Source organism: Leclercia sp. Marseille-Q4284 (assembly GCF_916618945.1).
Lineage (GTDB): Bacteria > Pseudomonadota > Gammaproteobacteria > Enterobacterales > Enterobacteriaceae > Enterobacter > Enterobacter tamurae.
On record NZ_CAKAKG010000001.1, the window covers coordinates 621816 to 642582 of the forward strand.

The 20767-nt window shown below is 58.7% G+C and carries 14 protein-coding genes; 10 read left to right on the forward strand and 4 right to left on the reverse strand.

Annotated elements, in window-relative coordinates; genetic code table 11:
* Positions 1 to 169: 169 nt before the first annotated feature.
* On the forward strand, positions 170 to 946 hold the full coding sequence (gene sseB, locus LG383_RS02910; RefSeq protein WP_106994597.1) for an enhanced serine sensitivity protein SseB: 777 nt from the start codon (positions 170 to 172) through the stop codon (positions 944 to 946).
* An 18-nt stretch (positions 947 to 964) separates the two neighbouring features.
* Here the strand turns inward: sseB and LG383_RS02915 are convergent, their stop codons facing one another.
* From LG383_RS02915 to LG383_RS02930, 4 genes are all read right to left on the reverse strand, one after another.
* On the reverse strand, positions 965 to 1735 hold the full coding sequence (locus LG383_RS02915; RefSeq protein WP_166183357.1) for a MurR/RpiR family transcriptional regulator: 771 nt from the start codon (positions 1733 to 1735) through the stop codon (positions 965 to 967).
* Positions 1735 to 2583, reverse strand: a complete 849-nt coding sequence (gene sseA / locus LG383_RS02920; protein ID WP_225758288.1) for a 3-mercaptopyruvate sulfurtransferase — start codon at positions 2581 to 2583, stop codon at positions 1735 to 1737. Before sseA ends, LG383_RS02915 begins: the two co-directional genes overlap by 1 nt.
* Before the next feature lie 89 nt (positions 2584 to 2672).
* On the reverse strand, positions 2673 to 4040 hold the full coding sequence (locus tag LG383_RS02925) for a 6-phospho-alpha-glucosidase (protein ID WP_166183353.1): 1368 nt from the start codon (positions 4038 to 4040) through the stop codon (positions 2673 to 2675).
* Between the two features lie 11 nt (positions 4041 to 4051).
* Positions 4052 to 5596: a PTS transporter subunit EIIC gene (locus LG383_RS02930; protein ID WP_106994601.1), complete on the reverse strand. Its 1545-nt coding sequence runs from the start codon at positions 5594 to 5596 to the stop codon at positions 4052 to 4054.
* Between the two features lie 286 nt (positions 5597 to 5882).
* Here LG383_RS02930 and LG383_RS02935 point away from each other — a divergent pair, with 286 nt between their 5' ends.
* The 9 genes from LG383_RS02935 (at position 5883) to bamB (ending at position 20725) form a co-directional block, all read left to right on the forward strand.
* Positions 5883 to 10847: an alpha-2-macroglobulin gene (locus LG383_RS02935; protein ID WP_225758289.1), complete on the forward strand. Its 4965-nt coding sequence runs from the start codon at positions 5883 to 5885 to the stop codon at positions 10845 to 10847.
* A gap of 1 nt (position 10848) precedes the next feature.
* Positions 10849 to 13173 carry a peptidoglycan glycosyltransferase PbpC gene (gene pbpC, locus LG383_RS02940; RefSeq protein ID WP_106994603.1) on the forward strand — a complete coding sequence of 775 codons (2325 nt, stop codon included), beginning with the start codon at positions 10849 to 10851 and terminating at the stop codon, positions 13171 to 13173.
* 155 nt (positions 13174 to 13328) lie between these two features.
* The gene (ndk, locus tag LG383_RS02945) at positions 13329 to 13760 is read left to right on the forward strand and encodes a nucleoside-diphosphate kinase (RefSeq protein WP_106994604.1); all 432 of its coding nucleotides are present in this window, start codon (positions 13329 to 13331) and stop codon (positions 13758 to 13760) included.
* A gap of 169 nt (positions 13761 to 13929) precedes the next feature.
* Positions 13930 to 15096, forward strand: a complete 1167-nt coding sequence (locus tag LG383_RS02950; RefSeq protein ID WP_106994605.1) for a bifunctional tRNA (adenosine(37)-C2)-methyltransferase TrmG/ribosomal RNA large subunit methyltransferase RlmN — start codon at positions 13930 to 13932, stop codon at positions 15094 to 15096.
* A 292-nt stretch (positions 15097 to 15388) separates the two neighbouring features.
* Complete coding sequence (gene rodZ, locus LG383_RS02955; RefSeq protein WP_225758290.1) at positions 15389 to 16387, forward strand: cytoskeleton protein RodZ; 999 nt, start codon at positions 15389 to 15391, stop codon at positions 16385 to 16387.
* A gap of 30 nt (positions 16388 to 16417) precedes the next feature.
* Complete coding sequence (gene ispG / locus LG383_RS02960) at positions 16418 to 17536, forward strand: flavodoxin-dependent (E)-4-hydroxy-3-methylbut-2-enyl-diphosphate synthase (protein WP_225758291.1); 1119 nt, start codon at positions 16418 to 16420, stop codon at positions 17534 to 17536.
* A gap of 91 nt (positions 17537 to 17627) precedes the next feature.
* Entirely contained in the window at positions 17628 to 18902 is a 1275-nt protein-coding gene (gene hisS, locus LG383_RS02965; protein WP_225758292.1) for a histidine--tRNA ligase, read from the forward strand.
* Positions 18903 to 18915: 13 nt separating this feature from the next.
* Positions 18916 to 19536, forward strand: a complete 621-nt coding sequence (locus LG383_RS02970) for a YfgM family protein (RefSeq protein WP_225758293.1) — start codon at positions 18916 to 18918, stop codon at positions 19534 to 19536.
* Positions 19537 to 19546: 10 nt separating this feature from the next.
* A complete protein-coding gene (bamB, locus tag LG383_RS02975) occupies positions 19547 to 20725 on the forward strand; it encodes an outer membrane protein assembly factor BamB (protein WP_225758294.1) in 1179 nt (392 codons plus the stop codon).
* The last annotated feature ends 42 nt before the right edge of the window (positions 20726 to 20767 follow it).

The window sequence follows — 20767 nt, forward strand, 5'->3', positions numbered from 1 at the left end:
GCTGTGCTTGCACGGGCCTACGGAGTCATTGTATTGCCCGGCGGCGCTGTGCTTGCACGGGCCTACGGAGTCATTGTATTGCCCGGCGGCGCTACGCTTGCACGGGCCTACGGGTTTTGTAGGCCGGGTAAGCGAAGCGCCACCCGGCGTTTTTTGAAGTTGTGAGTCTATGTCAGAAACCAAAAACGAATTAGAAACCCTGCTGGAGAAAGCGGCCACCGAGCCCGCTCATCGTCCGGCATTTTTCCGCACGCTGCTGGAGTCCACCGTCTGGGTGCCCGGCACCGCCGCGGAAGGTGAGCAGGTTGTTGAGGACAGCGCCCTGGATCTGCTGCACTGGGAAAAGGATGATGGCACCTCGGTTATCCCGTTCTTCTCCTCCCTGGAAGCGTTGCAGGAAGCGGTTGAAGATGAGCAGGCGTTCGTGGTGATGCCGGTGCGTACGCTGTTTGAGATGACGCTGGGCGAAACCCTGTTCCTGAATGCCAAACTGCCGACCGGGAAAGAGTTTACCCCGCGCGAAATCAGCCATCTGATCGGTGAGGAGGGCAACCCGCTCAGCACTCAGGAGGTGCTGGAGGGCGGTGCATCTCTGCTGCTGTCGGAAGTGGCCGAGCCACCGGCGCAGATGATCGACTCCCTGACCACCCTGTTTAAAACCCTCAAACCGGTGAAACGGGCGTTTCTCTGCTCCATCAAAGAGCAGGCTGACGAACAGCCGGTACTGCTGATTGGCATTGAGGCAGATGGCGACATCGAGGAGATCATCCAGGCGACAGGCAGCGTGGCGACCGATACCCTGCCGGGCGACGAACCGATCGATATCTGTCAGGTGGTGAAAGGGGAGAAGGGCATCAGCCACTTTATCACCGAGCACATCACGCCGTTCTATGAACGTCGCTGGGGTGGCTTCCTGCGCGATTTCAAAAACAACCGCATTATCTGAACCATCACGGGGTGATCTTCACCCCGTTGCTTCCAGCAGCAGTAAATCCATCAGCAGCACCAGGTTCGACTCAAACGACGTCACCCCTGCGGCCTCGGCAGCGAAATGCACCGCTTCGTCGTACAGCGCAAAATGCAGATCCGCCATCCCCGCCAGCGTGTTTGCCGACGCCCGGGTAAAGGCCACCACCGTCATCCCCACGTTCTGCGCGATCCGCGCCTTATCCAGTACCTGCTCCGTTTCGCCACTGCGCGACACCGCGATGAAGACCTGATAGCGCGAGGCGTTGCTGAGAAAAATATTGCGGCTGTCGCCAGGACCGGAGATAAACGCCGTCTTGCCCAGCACCTGCAGTTTTTTGGTCAGGTACTCGGCAAACAGGTAGGAAAAGCCCGCCCCGTAGAGAAAGAAGCTCTCTTTCTCCCGCAGCAGTTCGCCAAAGCGGCGACGTTTTTCCGGTGTCGCCCACTGCAGGGTCTGCTGATAATTAGCAATAAACTGATTAAACAGTGCGGGGAGTTCCGCCGTCTGGCTGGCTTCAGCTGCAATGTGCGGCGTATCGCTCAGCAGCTGCTTGCAGTGCCAGGTGAACTCGCTAAAGCCGCTGAAGCCCAGCTTGCGGCACAGACGCATAATGGTGGCGGTAGAGACGAAGGTCGCCTGCGCCAGCTCCCGCACGGTGATTTGGCCCACCAGCAGGGGATGTTCGGTGAGATGGGCCAGCACGCGATACTCTGCGCGGGTCAGAGACTCCCCACGCGTTAACAGTGTCGCCAGACGGTTATCCATTACTGAGCCGGTTCAACCGGCAGATCGTCCCGGGCACCCCATTCACTCCACGCCCCGTCGTACAGCGTGACGTCGGTTTTGCCGAGGGTCGCCAGCGCCAGAATGACGACGCAGGCGGTGACCCCGGAGCCACAGCTGGCGACGATCGGCTGATGCAGATCCACGCCCTGACGAGAGAAAATCTCCCGCAGCTCGTCGGTGGTTTTCAGTTCGCCTTCAAACACCAGATCGCCCCACGGCACGTTAAGTGCGCCGGGGATATGGCCGCGTTTGAGGCCCGGGCGCGGCTCGTCGGCCTCGGCGTTAAAGCGCGGGGCAGGGCGGGCATCGACAATCTGCGCGGTCTGCTCGTGGCTTGCCAGCAGCACGTCGGTGACGCGCTTGATCGCCCCGGCATCGAAGGTGGCTTCGAAATCGCCATCCGGCAGAGAGATATCGCCCTGCTGGAGAGGCAGCTCAGCCCGCTGCCAGCCGGCAAGACCGCCCGCCAGAATCGACACTTTCTCCACGCCGAAGGTTTTCAGCATCCACCATGCTCGCGGAGCGGAGAAGAGGTTACCCTCATCGTAAACGACCAGATGCTTATCGCGGCTGATGCCCAGCTCGCGCATCGCCACGGCAAAGGCTTCCGGGCGCGGCATCATGTGCGGCAGGGGAGAGGTATGATCGGAGAGCGCTTCGATATCAAAAAATACCGCGTCCGGCAGATGTCCGGCGCGGTATTCTGCGGGCATATCGCGAAGGTGTTCCTGACCGGCAGGAGCCATACGAGCATCAATGATTTGAACTTCAGGGTCATCACTGTGCTCAATCAGCCAGTCGGCTGAGACAAAATACGAGGTGGACATGGGTGCCTCCATTAATGAATCCATTGATGGATTGTCGGTGTTTTTTCTGACACCGACAAGCGGACCACGTTCAACTCGCGAGCAAGCCCTTATTTTTTCACTGCTTCCCCATCCTGCCAGGCTTTTTGCAGCGCCGGCCAGTATTCCCGGTTAGCCTCGATCATCTCATCCAGGATCGCTTTGGCATGCTCCATCGTCGGCACGGTGCGGTTCAGGGTGAACGCCTGCAACGCTTTTTCGTAGCTGCCTTCGATGGTGGCTTCTACCAGCAGTTGCTCCGAGGCCAGCTGCTGTTGCAGCAGGGTCTGGTGGAACAGCGGCACCTGACCGATGCGGATCGGCTCAGGCCCTTCGCTTGTAATATACGCCGGAACCTCAACCATCGCGTCGTACGGCAGATTGGTAATCGCCCCCCGGTTTTCCACCATCACCAGATGACGCTGACGCAGGTTAAACGCCAGCGAGCGGGCCACATCCACGATAAACTCGCCGTGCACTCCCACGTGGAAGGCATCCGACAGGATCCCGGTCTGTTTATACTCTTCCGCGGCGGCAAACAGCTTTTTCTCACGTCCGTTCATCACTTCGTTGGCGCGGGTGTAGTCCGGGTTCTGGTGCTCCACGATCTGGTTCGGCATCAGGTAGTATTGCAGATACGGGTTCGGCAGATATTCCGGGAAGTTATCCATGATCGGCTTGATGTTGCGCCAGGTTTTCACCCACGATGGATCCGAGTGCTGCGGGTCGGTTTTGGCCGCATCTTCGGTCAGCAGACCAAATCTGGCGATATGGCGACGCAGCTCCGGCAGCCTGTCCTCGCCGTCCACCAGCACGCGGGTAAACCAGCCGAAGTGGTTGAGGCCGAAGTAGTCCACCTCCAGCTTGTGGCGATCCACGCCCAGAATGGCTCCCATGTTACGCATCGCCGCCACCGGCATATCGCAAATGTTCAGTACCCGGGCCTCCGGGCGCAGGCGACGCACGCCTTCGGCAACAATGGCTGCCGGGTTGGAGTAGTTAACGATCCACGCCTTCTCATGGGCATAGCGGTCAACCATGTCGATCAGCTCAACCATCGGCAGGATGGTGCGCAGGCCGTACGCCAGTCCGCCCGGGCCACAGGTCTCCTGGCCGACCACGCCGTGACGCAGGGGGATCTTCTCATCCTGCTCGCGCATTTTGTACTGGCCGACGCGCATCTGGGCGAAGACGAAATGGGCCCCGCTGAACGCCACTTCCGGGTCGCTGGTGACGCTAAACTTAATGTCCTGGCTGTGATCGCGAATCACTTTCTCGACCACCGGCGCGATGGTGCTCTGCCGCGCTTCATCGATGTCGTAGAGACGAATTTCGGCCAGCGGGAATTTGTCCAGCTGCACCATCAGGCTTTTCACAATCCCGGGCGTATAGGTGCTGCCGCCACCGGCGATAGAGAGAATAAATGGGGGGGTAATCATGTTTATCTCCTTCAGAGAACCGTCTCGACCGCTTCTCGCATTTTTTTGACATGCAGCCCGTAGACCACCTGAACGTTGTTACCTTGCTTGATAATGCCTTTCGCGCCCGTCGCCTTGAGCCGCGGCTCGTCGATGATGGCTACGTCTTTGACCGTGACGCGCAGGCGGGTGTAGCAGTTGTCTACTACCTCAATGTTTTCGCGTCCGCCGAGGCCGACGACAATCGCCTCGCCCAGACCATCATTGCTGCCTTTCGCCTGATACTCCTGTTTGCTGTACAGACGGGTCTCCTGATCTTCCTCTTCACGCCCTGGTGTCTTCATGCGGAAATGCAGGATCAGGAAGCGGAAGACCACGAAGTAGAGGCTGAACATGATCAACCCGACCAGGATGTACATCGGCCAGTTGGATTTTTCGGTGCCCAGCGGCAGGTTATAGAGAATGAAATCGATGATGCCGTTGGCCCCGATGGCGTGAACCCCCAGCAGATAAAAGAGCATCATGCCGATCCCGGTCAGCACCGCGTGAACCACAAACAGCAGCGGGGCGACGAACAGGAAGGAGAACTCAATCGGCTCGGTCACCCCCACCAGCAGCGAGGTGAGTGCCGCCGGGATCAGAATCGCTTTCGCCGCGGCTTTACGCTCCGGCTTCGCGGTCATGTACATCGCCAGCGCGGCGGCAGGCAGGCCAAACATTTTGCTGATGCCGCGGGCATCCCATACCACGGTGCTGCTGAGCTGCTTCACCTCCGGACAGGCCATCTCGGCAAAGTAGATATTGCGCGCGCCCTGATAGGTGGCGCCGCAGACCTCCTGGGTGCCGCCCAGCTCGGTATAGAGGAAAGGGGTATAGACCAGATGGTGCAGACCGGTCGGCACCAGGATGCGCTCAAGGAAGCCGTAAATCGCCACCCCAAACGCCCCGGAGCCTTTAATGGCTAAGGCCATGGCGCTGATGCCGTGCTGGGCAAAGGGCCACAGCTCGCTCATTACCACCCCCAGCAGCATCGAGACCGGGAGCATAATGATGGCGACGAAGCAGTGCCCCGAGTAGATCGCCATCGCGCCGTTAAACTGCACGCCGGAGTATTTGTTATACAGATAACCTGACAGCGCCCCGGTAAGGATCCCGGCAAAGACGCCCATCTCCAGCACCTGTACCCCCAGCACCATGCTCTGCCCGGCAGCTTTCATCTGATCAGCGGGAGCCAGCGCCCCCTGTAGCTGCATGGTCACGTTCATGGCGTTGATAAACACCACGAAGGTCACCAGGCCGATCAGCGCCGCGTAACCTTTGTCACGCGTTGCCAGACCGATGGGGATCCCCACGGCAAACACCAGCGCCAGGTTGACCAGCACCGAGACGGCGGATTTTGAAATCAGCTGGCCGATGCTCTGGATCAGTGGATGGCCGAGGAATGGCAGATACCCGGCAAGGGCGCCATTACCTAATACATTACCAAAAGCAATGAACAGACCGACTATCGGCAGGATAAGTACAGGTCCGTACAATGATTTTCCGAAATTTTGTAGGGCGTTCACGGCTCGTTTCATGTCGTTCTCTCTTATTGAACCGCGCACTCAGGGTGCGTCATAGCATTAAAATTAGCAGGGCAAGCGCGACCTTATCCAGCTATCTTATTGTTTTAAAAACAAATGACGTTAAAGGTTACATGTAACCTTTAACGCTGTGATCGCGGCAGCAACGAAATCTTTATCGGCACAGAAAAGTTTGCGAGGCGTTGTCCAGAATTGGAATCAACGCTTTTGTATTAATGAAACTTGCGGATAATACTTATCCCGACGACGACCAACAGGCCCGCAAGGCCAGGGATAAAGGATGAAACCGTTTCGCCTTGCCGCGCTGTCATTAGCGCTGCTTACCTCCATCACGCTTGTCGGCTGTGATGAGAGTGACGATAAGACCTCTTCAGCGGCACCCGCCACCGCCACTGCTTCCACCTCTATGCCAGCGCCTGCTTCTGCGCCGGTCAAACCGGACAACGCCACGCTGGAGAAGCTGGCAGCACAAAGCCAGGGCAAAACGCTGTCCCTGTTGGATGCGTCTGAGATCCAGCTGGAGGGTGCCGCTGCGCTGGTGCTGACCTTCTCGGTGCCGCTCGATCCTTCGCAGGATTTCGCCCGCACGGTGCATGTGGTCGATAAAAAAAGCGGCAAGGTTGACGGAGCCTGGGAGCTGGCGCCGAACCTGAAAGAGCTGCGCCTGCGTCATCTGGAGCCGAACCGTAACCTGGTGGTTACCGTCGAGCGCGATCTGCTGGCGCTGAATAAAAGCACCTTTGGCAGCGACGTCGAAAAAGCCATTACAACCCGCGATATTGCGCCGAGCGTGGGCTTTGCCAGCCGCGGCTCGCTGCTGCCGGGTAAGGTGGTGGAAGGGCTGCCGGTGATGGCGCTGAACGTTAATAATGTCGATGTGAATTTCTACCGGGTCAAACCCGAGTCACTGGCCGCCTTTGTCAGCCAATGGGAGTACCGCAGCTCGCTCACCAACTGGGAATCCGACAATCTGCTGAAGATGGCGGAGCTGGTCTACACCGGCCGTTTTGACCTTAATCCGGCCCGCAATACCCGCGAAAAACTGCTCCTGCCGCTGGCGGATATCAAGCCACTGCAGCAGGCGGGTGTCTATATCGCGGTGATGAATCAGGCCGGGCATTACAACTACAGCAATGCTGCCACCCTCTTTACCCTCAGCGATATCGGTCTCTCCGCACACCGCTACCATAACCGGTTGGATATCTTTACCCAGAGCCTGGAGAACGGCGCGGCGCAGTCGGCGATCGAGGTGCAACTGCTCAACGATAAAGGGCAGACTCTGGCGCAGGCCACCAGCGACGCCGACGGTCACGCGACCCTGCAGACTGACAAAGAAGCCGCGCTGCTCCTCGCCCGTAAAGACGGGCAGACCACGCTGCTGGATCTCACCCTCCCGGCGCTGGATCTGGCGGAGTTTGCTATCTCCGGCGCGCCGGGCTTTAGTAAACAGTTCTTTATGTTTGGCCCCCGCGATCTCTACCGCCCGGGCGAAACGGTGATCCTCAACGGCCTGCTGCGCGACAGCGACGGCAAACCGCTCCCCGACCAGCCGGTGAAGCTCGAAGTGCTGCGCCCGGACGGGCAGGTGGCGCGCACCGTGGTCAGCCAGCCTGCTAACGGGCTTTACCGCTTTGACTATCAGCTTGATAGCGGGGCACAAACCGGGATGTGGCATGTTCGTGCCAGCACCGGCGATAACCAGCAGCGGATGTGGGATTTCCACGTCGAAGACTTTATGCCAGAACGCATGGCGCTCAATATTGCCGGGCAAAAAACGCCACTATCCCCGCAGGATCCTGTCGCGTTCGATGTCACCGGGTATTACCTCTACGGTGCCCCTGCCAACGGCAACAGCCTGCAGGGCCAGCTCTTCTTGCGTCCGCTGCGGGAAGCCGTGGCCGCCCTGCCGGGCTTCCAGTTCGGGGATATTGCCGAAGAGAACCTGAGCCGCAGCCTCGATGAGGTGCAGTTAACCCTCAACGAGCAGGGACGTGGGCAGGTGAGCAGCGACAGCCAGTGGAAAGAGACCCACTCTCCGCTGCAGGTTGTTTTGCAGGCCAGCCTGCTGGAGTCCGGTGGCCGTCCAGTTACCCGCCGGGCAGAGCAGGCCGTCTGGCCAGCCGCAACTCTGCCGGGCATCCGTCCGCAGTTCGCCAGCAAAGCGGTCTATGACTACCGCACCGATACCACCGTCAATCAGCCGATTGTCGAGGAGAACAGCCAGGCCGGGTTTGATATCGTTTACGCCGATGCCAGCGGGGTGAAAAAAGCCGTCTCGGGCCTGCAGGTGCGTCTGATCCGCGAGCGCCGCGACTACTCCTGGAACTGGTCGGAGAGCGACGGCTGGCAGTCACAGTTTGATCAAAAAGATCTGATCGAGGGCGAGCAAGCGCTGGATCTGGCCGCCGACGAAACCGGAAAAGTCAGCTTCCCGGTGGAGTGGGGCTCCTATCGTCTGGAGGTGAAAGCCCCGGACGAGGCGGTCAGCAGCGTGCGCTTCTGGGCAGGCTACAGCTGGCAGGACAACAGCGACGGAACGGGGGCAGCACGCCCGGATCGCGTTACCCTGAAACTGGATAAACCGGCCTATCAGCCCGGGGATAGCATCAAGCTGCACATTGCCGCCCCGGCAGCAGGGAAAGGCTATGCCATGATCGAATCCAGCGAAGGGCCGCTGTGGTGGAAAGAGATCGAGGTCCCGGCCGAGGGGCTGGATATGACTATCCCGGTGGATAAAGCCTGGAAACGTCACGATCTTTATCTCTCCACGCTGGTGGTTCGCCCCGGCGATAAATCCAAATCCGCCACGCCAAAACGGGCGGTGGGCTTGCTGCATCTGCCGATGGGTGATGAAAACCGTCGCCTGAGCATTGCGCTGGATAACCCACAGAAAATGCGTCCGAACCAGACCCTGGCTGTCAAAGTGAAGGCCAGCGTGAAAGAGGGGGCGACCCCGCAGAAAATCAACGTGCTGGTCTCGGCGGTGGACAGTGGAGTACTCAATATTACCGATTACGTCACTCCCGATCCGTGGCAGGCATTCTTTGGTCAGAAGCGCTATGGCGCGGACATCTACGACATCTACGGCCAGGTGATTGAAGGCCAGGGGCGTCTGGCGTCGCTGCGCTTTGGTGGTGATGGGGATGAACTCAAGCGTGGCGGTAAACCGCCGGTCAACCATGTCACTATCATTGCCCAGCAGGCGCAGCCGGTAGAGCTGGATGCCAACGGTGAAGGGACCGTTTCGTTACCGATTGGTGACTTCAACGGCGAGCTGCGTCTGATGGCTCAGGCCTGGACCGATGACGATTTCGGCAGCAGTGAGAGCAAGGTTATCGTTGCCGCGCCCGTTATTACCGAGCTGAACACTCCACGCTTCCTGGCCAGCGGCGATAACGCCAGGCTGGCGCTGGATCTAACCAACCTGACGGATAAACCGCAAACCCTGAACGTGGCGCTGACCGCGGGTGGAAATCTGGCGCTGGAAGGTAGCCAGCCGCAGCCGGTGCAGCTGGCGGCCGGTGAACGCTCAACGCTGTTTATTCCGGTGCGGGCGCTGGATGGTTACGGCGAGGGCGAAATCGTCGCCCAGGTAAGCGGCCTGACGCTTCCCGGTGAAACCTTTGCACCACAGCAGAAGAGCTGGAAGATCGGCGTACGTCCGGCGTTCCCGGCGCAGACGGTGAACAGCGGCACGATGCTCAAGCCGGGTGAAAGCTGGCACGCGCCGGAACAGCATCTTGCTCATTTCTCTCCGGTGATACAGGGGCAGCTCCTGCTCAGCGGCAAGCCGCCGCTCAACCTGGCCCGCTATATTCGCGAGCTGCAGGCCTATCCATATGGCTGTCTGGAGCAGACCACCAGCGGCCTGTTCCCGTCGCTCTATACCAGTGCCGCCCAGCTGAACGCCCTGGGCATAAAGGGCGACACCGACGAGAAGCGCCGGGCGGCTATTGAGATTGGCATCTCCCGCCTGCTGCAGATGCAGCGTAACGACGGCGGTTTTGCCCTGTGGGATAAGGAAGGGCCGGAAGAGTACTGGCTCACCGCCTATGTCACCGATTTCCTGGTGCGCGCGGGCGAGCAGGGTTACAGCGTTCCGACGGATGCAGTTAACAATGCCAACAACCGTCTGCTGCGCTACCTGCAGGACCCGGGCATGATGGCGGTCCGCTACAGCGACGACACCCCGGGTAGCAAGTTCGCTATTCAGGCCTATGCCGCGCTGGTGCTGGCGCGTCAGCAGAAAGCCCCTCTCGGCGCATTGCGTGAAATCTGGGAGCGTCGTGCCCAGGCAAAATCTGGTCTGCCGCTGATGCAGCTGGGACTGGCGCTGAAGCTGATGGGGGATGCACCCCGCAGTCAGCAGGCGCTGGATCTGGCGATCAAAACCCCGCGTAGCGAAACCCAGAGCTGGATGGCCGATTACGGCAGCCCGCTGCGGGATAACGCGATGATGCTCAGCCTGCTGGAAGAGTACAACCTGCTGCCGGATGCGCAGAACACGCTGTTGAATGCGCTCTCTCAGCAGGCGTTCAGCCAGCGCTGGCTCTCTACCCAGGAGAGCAATGCCCTGTACCTGGCGGGGCGTTCCCTGCAGAACCTCTCCGGGGCATGGCAGGCGACCACCACACTGGCAGAAGGTAGTACCAGCGGAGATAAACCACAGGTGCAGAACCTTAACGCCGATCAGCTGGCTGCTCTGCAGGTGACCAACACCGGTACTACGCCGCTGTGGGTACGCCTGGACAGCAGCGGTTACCCGCAATACGCGCCGCAGCCTGCTTCTAACGTCTTGAAAATTGAACGTCAGATTCTGGCGACCGATGGCAGCAGCAAATCCCTCTCGTCCCTGAAGAGCGGTGAGCTGGTGCTGGTCTGGCTGAACGTTACCGCCAGCCAGAGCGTGCCGGATGCGCTGGTGGTTGACCTGCTGCCTGCCGGGCTGGAGCTGGAAAACCAGAACCTTGCCAGCAGCAGCGCCAGCCTGCAGGAGAGCGGCAGTGAAGTACAGAACCTGCTCAACCAGATGCAGCAGGCCGATATTCAGCATATGGAGTTCCGCGACGACCGCTTTGTCGCTGCCGTGCCGGTCAATGAATACCAGCCGGTGACCCTGGTCTATCTGGCGCGCGCGGTCACCCCGGGAACCTATACCGTGCCTGTGCCGCTGGTGGAATCGATGTACGTGCCGCAGTGGCGGGCAACGGGTGCGGCCAGCGGCCCGCTGACTGTCGTTCCGTAACGTGCAGTATCGGAAATGGATACGCTCCCGCTGGCTATGGCTGGTGGGGGCGATACTTCTGCTGTGGGGCGGCGTCATTGCTGCCGATCGCCTGTGGCCACTCCCGCTACACGAGGTCAATCCTGCCCGGGTGGTAGTGGACGAGAAGGGCATCCCGCTGTGGCGATTTGCCGATCGCGACGGGATCTGGCGCTATCCGGTCACCATCGAAGAGGTTTCCCCCCGCTATCTCGAAGCCCTGATCCAGTATGAAGATCGCTGGTTCTGGGATCATCCCGGCGTAAATCCGTTCTCGGTGCTACGCGCCGCCTGGCAGGATCTTACTGCCGGGAAGGTGGTCTCGGGCGGGAGTACGCTGACCATGCAGGTTGCCCGTCTGCTGGATCCTCATCCCCGGACCTTCGGTGGCAAAGCGCGTCAACTCTGGCGCGCGCTCCAGCTCGAGTGGCATCTCTCTAAACGTGAGATCCTGACCCTCTATCTGAACCGTGCCCCCTTTGGCGGCACGCTGCAGGGGGTGGGGGCCGCCAGCTGGGCTTACCTGGGGAAAGCCCCTGCGCAGTTGAGCTACTCCGAAGCTGCGCTGCTTGCCGTCCTGCCGCAGGCCCCGAGCCGTTTGCGTCCGGACCGCTGGCCGGAGCGTGCTGAGGCGGCACGCAATAAAGTTCTCAGGCGCATGGCCTCTCAGGGCGTCTGGCCCCCGCGTCAGGTGAGCGAATCGCAGGAGGAGCCAGTATGGCTGGCCCCCCGGCAGATGCCGCAGCTGGCACCCTTGTTCTCGCGCATGATGCTCAGCAAAAGCCGTGATACCAAAGTGGTGACAACCCTCGATGCCACACTCCAGCGCCAGCTGGAGGAGCTGGCGCTGAACTGGAAATCCCGGCTGCCGCCCCGCAGTTCACTGGCGATGATCGTGGTCGATCATACCGATATGAAGGTGCGCGGCTGGGTCGGATCGGTGGACATCAACGACGACAGTCGTTTCAGCCATGTGGATATGATCCAGGCGATCCGATCCCCGGGATCGGTGCTCAAGCCCTTTGTCTATGGCCTGGCGATGGATGACGGGCTGATCCACCCGGCCTCGCTGCTGCAGGATGTCCCGCGCCGCACCGGCGATTACCGTCCGGGGAATTTTGACAGCGGTTTTCATGGCCCAATCAGCATGAGCGAGGCGCTGGTGCGATCCCTGAACCTGCCCGCCGTGCAGGTGCTGGAAGCTTACGGCCCGAAAAAGTTTGCCGGGATGCTGCGTAACGCCGGACTGCCGCTGTTGCTGCCCGCAGGCGCTCAGCCGAACCTCTCCCTGATCCTCGGCGGTGCCGGGGCGCGTCTGGAAGATATCGCTGCGGCTTACAGTGCTTTTGCCCGTCAGGGTCGGGCAGGGAAGCTGCGCCTGCAGCCGGACGACCCTCTGCTCGAGCGGCCACTGCTCTCGCCCGGGGCGGCGTGGATCGTCCGCCGCATTCTGGCCAACGAGGCGCAGCCGCTGCCGGACAGCGCCCTTGCTCAGGTAGTACCCCTGGCGATAAAAACCGGTACCAGCTATGGCTACCGTGACGCCTGGGCGATAGGGCTGAATGCACGCTACGTGATCGGAATCTGGACCGGCAGACCGGATGGTACGCCGGTGGCAGGGCAATTTGGTTTTGCCAGCGCGGTGCCGGTGTTAAATCAGGTCAACAACCTGCTGCAGTCGCGTTCGGCGCTGGATGAGGCGCGCCTGCCGCGCGACCCGCGTCCGGCCTCGGTGAGCCGGGGCGTGATCTGCTGGCCGGGTGGACAGTCTCTGCCTGAAGGGGATAGCAACTGTCGTCGTCGCCTCGCGACCTGGCTGCTTGAGGGAAGCCAGCCGCCGACGCTGCTACTGCCGGAGCAGGAGGGCATCCGTGGGATTCGTTTCCCTGTCTGGCTGGATAACAGCGGCAAACGCGTGGCGGCGGACTGCCCGCAGGCCCAGGAACACAGCGTCGACGTCTGGCCTCTGCCGCTGGAGCCCTGGCTACCGCAGGCGGAACGACGGGCTGTGCGCATCCCGCCTGCATCTGCAACCTGCCCGCCGCTCGGCCAGGCTTTCCCGGCGCCGCTGCTCCTCTCCGGTATTCGCCAGGGAGCGGTGATTAAGCGCCTGCCGGGTGAGGCGCGCGTGTCATTGCCTCTGCTGGCCAGCGGCAGTAACGGTGCCCGCTGGTGGTTTCTTAATGGCGAACCGCTAAATGCGCAGGGGCGGGCGTATACGTTGCATCTTGAAAATGCCGGAGAGTATCAACTGTTGGTGATGGATGAGGCGGGGCAGGTGGCGACCGCTGATTTTACGTTGCAATAGATAAAACAGGTTTTAGCCCCGATCTGTTGTTAAAACTCGTCTTATTTTAAAAAAATGTTACATCCATCCATAGGCAATGGCGTGAATGCTCATTATAATCCGCGCCATATATTTCGCATGAATGCAAAACAACAGAACAAATCACAGAGGTAATCATGGCTATTGAACGTACTTTTTCCATCATCAAACCAAACGCGGTGGCAAAAAACGTTATTGGCAGCATCTTTGCTCGCTTTGAAGCGGCAGGGTTCAAAATCGTTGGCACCAAAATGCTGCATCTGACCGTTGAGCAGGCTCGCGGTTTCTATGCTGAGCACGAAGGTCGCCCATTCTTCGACGGTCTGGTTGAGTTCATGACCTCTGGCCCAATCGTGGTTTCCGTGCTGGAAGGCGAAAATGCCGTTCAGCGTCACCGCGATCTGCTGGGTGCAACCAACCCGGACAACGCGCTGGCCGGTACCCTGCGCGCAGATTACGCTGACAGCTTCACCGAGAACGGCACCCACGGTTCCGACTCCGTAGAATCTGCTGCACGCGAAATCGCTTTCTTCTTTGCAGAAGGCGAAGTGTGCTCACGTACCCGTTAATTTAACGGTTTCGTTTATACATTATTTTCGTAAATGCCGCGTGCAAACGTGGCATCCCTGCGTCAGACTTTGTACAATGCAACGCCCCGGATGAGCAGACTGCTTTCCGGGGCGTTTCTTTTCAACCCTCCACGGGCCATAACGTGTAACAACGAGGCCGGAATATATTATGTCTGAATTAGTTAATACCTCCGAAGTCGCCATTCCTGCGGTTCCAAATAAAAATGGAAAAATCAACCTGCTGGACCTGAACCGTCAGCAGATGCGCGAGTTCTTCAAAGAGATGGGCGAGAAGCCGTTTCGTGCCGACCAGGTCATGAAGTGGATGTATCACTATTGCAGCGACGACTTTGATGACATGACTGACATCAACAAAGTGCTGCGCAACAAGCTGAAAGAGGTCGCGGAAATCCGCGCCCCGGAAGTGGTGGAAGAGCAGCGTTCAGCTGACGGCACCATCAAATGGGCGATAGCCGTAGGCGATCAGCGCGTTGAAACGGTCTATATCCCGGAAGAAGATCGCGCCACGCTGTGTGTCTCTTCCCAGGTCGGTTGTGCGCTGGAGTGTAAGTTCTGCTCCACGGCGCAGCAGGGCTTTAACCGCAACCTGCGTGTGTCGGAAATCATCGGCCAGGTCTGGCGTGCGGCGAAGATCGTCGGCGCGGCAAAAGTAACCGGCACCCGTCCGATCACCAACGTGGTGATGATGGGGATGGGCGAGCCGCTGCTGAACCTGACTAACGTGGTTCCGGCCATGGAAATCATGCTCGATGACTTCGGTTTTGGCCTGTCCAAACGTCGCGTGACGCTCTCTACATCAGGTGTTGTGCCTGCGCTGGATAAGCTCGGCGATATGATTGACGTTGCGCTGGCGATTTCGCTGCATGCGCCGAACGATACCATCCGTGATGAGATCGTCCCCATCAACAAAAAGTACAATATCGAGACCTTCCTGAACTCGGTGCGGGGCTACATTTCGAAGTCCAACGCTAACCAGGGACGCGTCACCATTGAGTACGTCATGCTGGATCACATCAACGACGGCACCGAGCATGCGCACGAGCTGGCCGCGCTGCTGAAAGATACGCCGTGCAAGATTAACCTGATCCCATGGAACCCGTTCCCGGGCGCGCCGTATGGCCGTAGCTCGAACAGCCGTATCGACCGTTTCTCCAAAGTGCTGATGGAGTATGGTTTTACCACTATCGTGCGTAAAACCCGCGGCGATGATATTGATGCCGCCTGTGGTCAGCTGGCCGGTGAAGTTATCGACCGCACCAAGCGTACGCTGCGTAAACGTATGCAGGGCGAAGCGATCGACATCAAGGCCGTGTAATTATTATGCAGTCACGGCGCATTATCTGCGCCGTGGCAGCGTAAGATGCGAATAAACAGTCATTGCACCGGTGTATTGATAATAATTACGGTGCGTTTTATATGACTTTAAGGCAGTATGTAACGACGCAACAACAGTTTAGCCTCACTGACAAGCCGCTTCTGTCAACGAAAACCTGACAGTGTTGTGCTGTCTTACTAAGGTTAACTGACCAGAAGTTTCGCGGTGCGGGTGGCATTGTGACTCACCGGCGCCAGAATCCTCAATTTTCACGTACCAGTAGTTGTAGCGAATGAATACTGAAGCCACTCACGACCAAAATGCAGCACTTTCCACTGGCGTTCGTCTTCGCAACGCCCGTGAACAACTCGGACTAAGCCAGCAAGCCGTTGCGGAACGCTTATGCCTGAAGGTTTCCACGGTCCGCGATATTGAAGAAGATAAGGCACCTGCCGAACTTGCTTCAACGTTTCTGCGTGGTTATATCCGCTCTTATGCGAAACTGGTGCATATTCCAGAAGAAGAACTGCTGCCGATGATGGAAAAACAGGCACCGGTCAGAGCGGCGAAAGTCGCGCCGATGCAGAGTTTTTCGCTGGGCAAACGTCGTAAAAAGCGTGATGGCTGGCTGATGAGCTTTACCTGGCTGGTACTGTTTGTGGTTATCGGCCTGACGGGCGCCTGGTGGTGGCAGAACCACAAAGCGCAGCAGGAAGAGATCACCACCATGGCCGACCAATCCTCCGCCGAGCTTAACGGCTCGGCAGGTGAGGGCGCGCAGAGCATCCCCCTGAATACCGACGCCTCAGCAACCGCCAGCGAACCGCAGGCGGTTACTGCCGGTACGGCGAATACGGCAACGGCGCAGACTGCTGCGCCAGTCGTTGATCAAACTGCCCAGGCTCCGGCTGACAACGCCGTGGTTTCGCCTTCACAGGCAGACGTCGGGACGGCACCGGCAGCCACCGCGGATAACGCGGTTCAGCCTCTGCCATCCGATCCGGCGGGCGTGACCGCTGCAGCGGCCGACCCGAACGCGCTGGTCATGAACTTCAGCGCCGATTGCTGGCTGGAAGTGACCGACGCGACCGGCAAAAAGCTGTTCAGCGGTCTGCAGCGTAAGGACGGAACGTTAAATCTGGCAGGCCAGGCGCCTTATAAGCTCAAGATTGGTGCTCCGGCAGCGGTCCAGATCCAGTTCCAGGGTAAACCTGTCGATCTGAGCCGTTTTATCAGAACTAACCAGGTTGCGCGTCTGACCCTCAATGCCGAACAATCAGCAGCACAGTAAGTAACAGACAGGCAACGCGGGAGATTTTCCATGCATAACCAGGCTCCTATTCCACGTAGAAAATCGAAACGTATTTACGTCGGGAATGTGCCAATTGGCGATGGTGCTCCCATCGCCGTTCAGTCGATGACCAATACTCGCACCACTGACGTGGCAGCGACGGTCAATCAGATCAAAGCGTTAGAACGTGTAGGCGCAGACATAGTCCGCGTTTCCGTACCGACAATGGATGCGGCAGAAGCGTTCAAACTTATCAAACAGCAGGTCTCCGTTCCGCTGGTTGCCGATATTCACTTCGATTACCGTATCGCGCTGAAAGTCGCGGAATACGGCGTTGATTGCCTGCGTATCAACCCTGGCAACATCGGCAGCGAAGAGCGTATCCGCGCGGTGGTCGATTGCGCCCGCGACAAAAACATTCCCATCCGTATCGGCGTAAACGCCGGTTCGCTGGAGAAAGATCTGCAGGAAAAGTATGGCGAACCGACTCCGCAGGCGCTGCTCGAATCGGCCATGCGTCATGTGGATCATCTCGATCGTCTGAACTTCGACCAGTTCAAAGTCAGCGTTAAAGCGTCGGACGTTTTCCTTGCCGTTGAATCCTATCGTCTGCTGGCGAAGCAGATCGATCAGCCCCTGCACCTCGGGATCACCGAAGCAGGCGGCGCGCGCAGCGGTGCGGTGAAATCAGCGATTGGCCTCGGCCTGCTGCTGAATGAAGGCATCGGCGACACGCTGCGTGTCTCACTGGCCGCCGATCCGGTGGAAGAGATCAAAGTCGGTTTCGATATCCTGAAATCGCTGCGTATTCGCTCCCGTGGCATCAACTTTATCGCCTGCCCGACCTGTTCACGTCAGGAGTTCGACGTCATCGGTACGGTTAATGCGCTGGAGCAGCGTCTGGAAGACATCATCACCCCGATGGACGTTTCGATTATCGGCTGTGTGGTGAACGGTCCGGGTGAGGCCCTGGTGTCGACCCTGGGCGTTACGGGTGGCAATAAGAAAAGTGGTCTCTATGAAGATGGCGTCCGCAAAGATCGTCTGGATAATAACGACATGATCGATCAGCTTGAAGCCCGCATTCGCGCCAAAGCCACCATGCTGGATGAAGCGCAGCGCATCAGCGTGCTACATGTAGAAAAATAACGTGATGGGAAGCGGTTCGCTTCCTGTGTATGATTGAACCCTTCGGTTATGAACCCCAGGGTTCATTTTTGTCTATAGAAAGAGAACAAACGTGGCAAAGAACATTCAAGCCATTCGCGGCATGAACGATTATCTGCCTGCCGAGACCGCCATCTGGCAGCGCATTGAAGGCACCCTCAAGCAGGTGCTCGGCAGCTACGGTTACAGCGAAATCCGTTTGCCGATTGTAGAGCAGACCCCGTTATTCAAACGCGCTATCGGTGAAGTCACCGACGTGGTTGAAAAAGAGATGTATACCTTTGAGGATCGTAATGGCGACAGCCTGACCTTACGTCCGGAAGGTACGGCGGGATGTGTACGCGCCGGCATCGAGCATGGTCTCCTGTACAATCAGGAGCAGCGCCTGTGGTATATCGGCCCAATGTTCCGTCACGAACGCCCTCAGAAAGGCCGCTACCGCCAGTTTAACCAGTTGGGTGTCGAAGCCTTCGGTCTGCAAGGCCCGGATATTGACGCAGAGCTGATTATGCTGACCGCCCGCTGGTGGCGCGCGCTGGGTATCGCTGACCACGTCTCCCTGGAGCTTAACTCCATTGGTTCTCTTGAAGCGCGTGCAAATTATCGTGATGCGCTGGTGGCCTTCCTCGAGCAGCATAAAGAGAAGCTGGACGAAGACTGCAAGCGTCGTATGTACAGCAACCCGCTGCGCGTGCTGGATTCCAAGAACCCGGACGTGCAGGCCCTGTTGAACGACGCGCCTTCCCTGGGCGATTATCTGGATGAAGATTCCCGCGAACACTTTGCTGGTCTGTGCAAACTGCTGGAAGCTGCGGGTATTGCTTATACCGTCAATCAGCGCCTGGTACGTGGTCTGGACTACTACAACCGCACCGTGTTTGAGTGGGTGACCACCAGCCTCGGCTCACAGGGAACAGTCTGCGCGGGTGGTCGTTATGACGGCCTGGTAGAGCAGTTAGGCGGCCGCGCGGCACCGGCAGTCGGTTTCGCTATGGGCCTCGAGCGACTTGTTTTGTTAGTTCAGGCAGTTAATCCGGAATTTAAAGCCGATCCTGTTGTCGATATATACCTGGTGGCCTCAGGCGCGGAAACGCAGTCTGCGGCAATGCAGCTTGCCGAACGTATGCGCGATGCGCTGCCAGCAGCTAAGCTGATGACCAACCACGGCGGCGGCAACTTTAAGAAACAGTTCGCCCGTGCCGACAAGTGGGGCGCGCGTATCGCACTGGTGCTTGGCGAGTCAGAAGTGGCGAGCGGTGAAGTAGTAGTGAAGGATCTGCGCTCTGGTGAGCAAACAACGGTAACGCAGGACGGCGTTGCGGCGCACTTGCGCACTCTACTGGGCTAAGGAGAAGGACTGCGTGGAAATGTACGAGAACGAAAACGACCAGGTTGATGCGATTAAACGCTTCTTTGCTGAAAACGGCAAAGCACTGGCTGTTGGGGTCATTTTAGGTGTTGGCGCCCTGGTGGGCTGGCGTTACTGGAACAGTCATCAGGTCGATTCCGCGCGTGGCTCCTCCTTACAGTATGAAAATACCGTGAGCGCCATTAAGGCCGATCAGCCCCAAACCCTGGCGGCGGCAGAGAAATTTGCCGCAGACAACAAAAACACCTATGGTGCCCTGACATCGCTGGAAGTGGCTCAGCAGTTCGTTGATAAAGGCGAGCTGGATAAAGCGGCAGCCCAGCTGCAGCAGGGTCTGGCAGCCGCAGGCAACGACAACCTGAAAGCGCTCATCAATCTGCGTCTTGCCCGTATTCAGGTGCAGCAGAAGAAACCAGACGAAGCGTTGAAAACCCTGGACTCTGTCAAAGGTGAAGGCTTTGCCTCAATCGTTGCCGACCTGCGTGGCGAAGCACTGCTGAGCAAGGGTGACAAACAAGGCGCGCGCAGCGCATGGGAAGCGGGTGTTAAAAGCAACGCCTCACCCGCGCTGAGCGAAATGATGCAGATGAAAATAAATAATTTGTCCGTCTGAGAGGGACCCGATGCAATTGCGTAAATTACTTCTGCCAGGACTGCTTTCCGTTACGTTATTGAGCGGCTGTTCACTGTTCAGCGGCGAAGAAGATGTTGTCACCATGTCTCCACTGCCGACGGTTGAAAACCAGTTTGCACCGTCTACTGCCTGGAGCACCTCCGTTGGTGACGGCATTGGCGACTTCTACTCCAACCTGCATCCGGCTTCTGCGGACGGCGTGGTCTATGCGGCTGACCGCAAAGGCACGGTAAAAGCCGTAAACGCGGATGACGGCAAAGAGGTGTGGTCGATTAATCTGGCTGAAAAAAGCGGCTGGCTGTCACGCACCCCGGCTCTGCTTTCAGGTGGGGTAACGGTAGCTGGTGGCCATGTCTATATCGGCAGCGAGAAGGCACAGGTCTATGCCCTTAACGCCAGCGACGGTTCCATTGCCTGGCAAACCCGCGTTGCCGGCGAAGCACTCTCCCGTCCGGTCGTCAGCGATGGCATGGTGCTGGTGCATACCGCTAACGGTCAGCTGCAGGCGTTGAATGAAACTGACGGTGCGGTGAAGTGGACCGTTAACCTGGATATGCCTGCGCTCTCCCTGCGCGGTGAATCTGCTCCAGCCACTGCCTTTGGTGCAGCCATTGTTGGCGGCGATAACGGTCGCGTTAACGCCGTATTGATGCAGCAGGGTCAGCTGATCTGGCAGCAGCGTATCTCTCAGGCAACCGGTCCGACCGAAATCGACCGTCTGAGCGATGTGGATACCACCCCGGTTATCGTCAATGGCGTTGTCTACGCGCTGGCTTATAACGGCAATCTGACCGCGATGGATCTGCGTAGCGGCCAGGTGATGTGGAAACGCGAGCTGGGCTCGGTGAACGATTTTGTGGTGGACGGCAGCCGCATCTATCTGGTGGATCAGAACGATCGCCTGCTGGCGCTGAGCACCGATGGCGGCGTGACGCTGTGGACGCAGAGCGATCTGCTGCACCGTCTGCTGACCGCACCGGCGCTGTATAACGGCAGCCTGGTGGTAGGTGATAGCGAAGGTTACATGCACTGGATTGACCCGAGCAACGGCCGTTTTGTCGCTCAGGAGAAAGTCGACGGTTCCGGTTTCCTGACCGAGCCGGTAGTGGCTGATGGCAAACTGCTGATCCAGGCAAAAGACGGTACGCTGTACGCGATCACGCGTTAATCACCGCGGTTGTAGTATACTCAACGGCTCCTGTTGCTTCAG